The organism is Pantoea sp. CTOTU49201, from assembly GCF_032054795.1.
In the GTDB taxonomy this organism is placed as follows: domain Bacteria; phylum Pseudomonadota; class Gammaproteobacteria; order Enterobacterales; family Enterobacteriaceae; genus Pantoea; species Pantoea symbiotica.
This window is the reverse complement of record NZ_DAMBSA010000281.1, coordinates 3508-6449: the sequence shown is the minus strand read 5'-3', so window position 1 is coordinate 6449 and position 2942 is coordinate 3508. Positions and strand designations below refer to the sequence as shown.

Below are 2942 nucleotides of genomic sequence, written 5' to 3'. Positions count from 1 at the left end.
CTGCGCTGCGGTTGCTGCCGCGGGCATTGCTTTCACCGGGCTGCTCGTCCAGACGCATGGTGAGCGCAATACGCTTACGCTGCATATCCACTTCCATCACCTTCACTTTGACGATATCGCCCGCCTTCACCACCTGATGCGGATCTTCGACGAACTTGTCGGAAAGGGAAGAGATGTGCACCAAACCATCCTGATGCACGCCGATATCGACGAAAGCACCGAAGTTGGTGACGTTGGTGACCGCGCCTTCCAGCACCATGCCCGGCAACAGATCGTTAAGCGTTTCCACGCCTTCAGCAAATTGCGCGGTTTTAAACTCAGGACGCGGATCGCGGCCCGGTTTCTCCAGCTCTTTGATGATATCTGTAACCGTTGGCAAGCCGAAGCGCTCATCGGTGAAGTCGCGTGCATTGAGATCGCGCAGACCGCCTGGATTGCCCATCAACTCATTCAGCGCCTGCTCGGTGGCGGCCAGAATGCGCTCGACCAGCGGATAGGCTTCCGGGTGCACGGTTGAGGCATCCAGCGGGTTGTCGCCGTGGTTGATACGCAGGAAGCCCGCGCACTGCTCAAAGGCTTTCGGCCCGAGGCGGCTCACCTTCAGCAGTTGCTGACGGTTCTGGAAGCGGCCATTTTCATCGCGCCAGCTGACAATATTCTGCGCCATCATGCGGGTTAAACCGGCCACGCGAGTGAGCAGCGCCACAGATGCGGTGTTGAGATCGACACCCACGGCGTTCACGCAGTCTTCCACCACCGCATCCAGCTTCTTCGCCAGCTGGCTTTGGCTGACGTCGTGCTGATATTGGCCTACACCGATCGATTTCGGATCGATTTTCACCAGCTCGGCGAGCGGATCCTGCAGGCGACGCGCGATGGAAACCGCGCCACGAATCGACACGTCGAGATCCGGGAACTCCAGCGCCGCCAGCTCAGAGGCCGAATAGACCGATGCACCGGCTTCGCTGACAATTACTTTCTGCGCGTTGATCTGCGGGAACTGCTTCTGCACGTCGAGGAAGAAACGCTCGGTCTCGCGCGAGGCGGTGCCGTTACCAATCGCCACCAGTTCAACCTGATGTTTCGCGCACAGCGCGGCGACGGCGGTGGCCGCTTTCGCCGCCTGACCGGTGTGAGGGTAAATGGTATCGGTCGCGACCAGCTTGCCGGTGGCATCTACCACGGCAACTTTTACGCCGGTACGCAAGCCCGGATCGAGGCCCATGGTGGCGCGCATGCCGGCAGGCGCGGCCATCAGCAGATCGTGCAAGTTACGGGCAAACACGTTGATGGCTTCATCTTCGGCGCGTTCACGAATAGTGCCCATCAATTCGGTTTCGAGGTGCAGCAGCACTTTGATGCGCCAGGTCCAGCTCACCACCGCTTTACGCCAGCTATCCGCCGGTGCGTTATTCAGGCGCAGCTTGAGATGTTCAGCAATCAGCGTTTCGCCATAGCTTTCACGCGGGGCTTCGTCGAACTGCGGATCGGCATTCAGCGACAGCTGCAGCACGCCTTCGTTGCGGCCACGGAACATCGCCAGCGCACGGTGCGACGGTACGCCGCTCAGCGCTTCGTGGTGATCGAAGTAGTCGCGGAATTTCGCGCCTTCTTCCTCTTTACCCTCCACCACGCGCGCTACCACATGCGCGTTCTTCCACAGATATTCACGCACTTTCGCCAGCAGCGTGGCGTCTTCGGCAAAGCGCTCCATCAGGATATAGCGCGCGCCATCCAGCGCAGCGCGCACGTCGGCGACACCTTTGTCGGCATCAACGTAGCTGGCGGCCAGCTGCTCGGGATCCTGCGATGGGTCCTGCCACAGCGTGTCGGCCAGCGGTTCCAGACCGGCTTCAATAGCGATCTGTCCGCGCGTACGACGCTTCTGTTTGTACGGCAGGTAAAGGTCTTCCAGCTCGGTTTTATTCAGCGTGCTGTTGATGGCGGTGGCGAGTTCAGGCGTGAGTTTGCCCTGTTCGTCGATGGATTTCAGAATCGACTGGCGACGATCGTCCAGCTCGCGCAGGTAACTCAGACGGCTCTCCAGCAAACGCAGCTGGGTGTCGTCGAGTCCGCCGGTCACTTCCTTACGATAACGTGCGATAAACGGCACGGTGTTCCCTTCATCAAGTAAGCGAACGGCAGCATCAACCTGGTCGGCGCGTGCCTTCAGCTCACCTGCGATAATCTGGCTCAGTGAATCTTTCATCATCATTAACAATGCTTACACAGGGTTGGAAATAGCGGACAGTTATACGGAATGAGGCCGAAAATTGCCAGCCGGTGGCCCGTGAATCCGTCTTTTTCTGAATGCAGCGCGCGCAATCTTGCTGATGGTCAATCGGTCGCTTATTGTTAGCCTCTTTGCTGCGAAGAACCGCCGTCACCACGAGTTGAAGTCATGAAAACCCAACTGATTACCCGCGAAGGCTATAACAAGCTGCGTGCCGAACACGACCATTTGTGGAACGAAAAGCGTCCGGAAGTCACCAAAATCGTCTCCTGGGCTGCCAGCCTCGGCGATCGTTCGGAAAACGCCGATTACACCTACAACAAGCGTCTGCTGCGCCAGATCGATCGCCGGGTGCGCTATCTGCGCAAATGCCTCGCTGATCTGAAAATTGTTGATTACGCGCCGCAACAGGAGGGCAAAGTGTTTTTCGGTGCCTGGGTGCAAGTGGAGAATGAGCAGGGCGATGTGAAGCGTTTCCGCATTGTTGGTCCGGATGAAATTTATGGCGAGACGATGAAAGAGTACATCTCGATCGATTCGCCGATGGCGCGCGCGCTGATCAAGAAAGAAGTGGATGACGAAGTGGTGGTCAACACGCCGGAAGGACAGAAGTTGTGGTTCGTTAACAGCATTGAATATGTGAAAGAGACGCCGTAGCGGGTGGCGATGACTGGTCAGTTAAGCGTGGAACGGTCGCCATGAATGGCGA

Annotated in this window: 2 protein-coding genes; one reads left to right on the top strand and one right to left on the bottom strand. The window is 57.9% G+C overall.

Going from position 1 to position 2942, the window contains the following annotated elements:
- Window positions 1-2209, bottom strand: a 2209-nt coding sequence (locus RTY00_RS17560; protein WP_409519145.1) for a Tex family protein, incomplete at its 3' end; no start/stop codon positions are given.
- Window positions 2210-2401: 192 nt separating this feature from the next.
- Between RTY00_RS17560 and greB the strand changes: the two genes are divergently transcribed.
- A complete protein-coding gene (greB, locus tag RTY00_RS17555; RefSeq protein ID WP_061719740.1) occupies window positions 2402-2890 on the top strand; it encodes a transcription elongation factor GreB in 489 nt (162 codons plus the stop codon).
- The last annotated feature ends 52 nt before the right edge of the window (window positions 2891-2942 follow it).

Bases quoted from the DNA above. Each gene is read 5' to 3' on its own strand.
- greB (WP_061719740.1), top strand. From the start codon at position 2,402: ATGAAAACCCAACTGATTACCCGCGAAGGCTATAACAAGCTGCGTGCC.